General features: G+C 63.9%; 1 protein-coding gene. It reads left to right on the forward strand.

Annotated elements, in window-relative coordinates; genetic code table 11:
* A partial coding sequence (locus KDH83_RS31430; protein WP_212323058.1) for a fumarylacetoacetate hydrolase family protein occupies positions 1 to 499 on the forward strand: 499 nt, incomplete at both ends.

Below are 499 nucleotides of genomic sequence, written 5' to 3' on the forward strand. Positions count from 1 at the left end.
GCGCCGGCGGCATCGGCAAGTTCATTTGCATCGGGTTGAACTACGCGGATCACGCGGCCGAGTCGAACATGGCGATTCCGGCGGAGCCGGTAGTGTTTGGCAAGTGGCTGTCGGCCGTCGTCGGCCCGAACGATGACGTGCGCATTCCGCGTGGTTCGGAAAAGACCGATTGGGAAGTGGAGCTGGGCGTGGTCATCGGCCAGACCGCCTCGTACATCGACGAGGACCAGGCGCTCGACCACGTCGCGGGATATTGCGTGATCAACGACGTTTCGGAGCGGGCCTTCCAGATCGAGCGCGGCGGTACGTGGGACAAGGGCAAGGGCTGCGACACCTTCGGTCCGATCGGTCCCTGGCTGGTGACGCGCGACGAGGTGCCCGATCCACACCGGCTGCGGCTTTGGCTGGAGGTGGACGGCAAGCGCTACCAGAACGGCAGCACGGCCACCATGATTTTCCAGGTACCCGCATTGATCGCCTATCTGAGCCGATTCACGAC

Source organism: Achromobacter sp. Marseille-Q0513 (genome assembly GCF_018195695.1).
Lineage (GTDB): Bacteria > Pseudomonadota > Gammaproteobacteria > Burkholderiales > Burkholderiaceae_B > Achromobacter.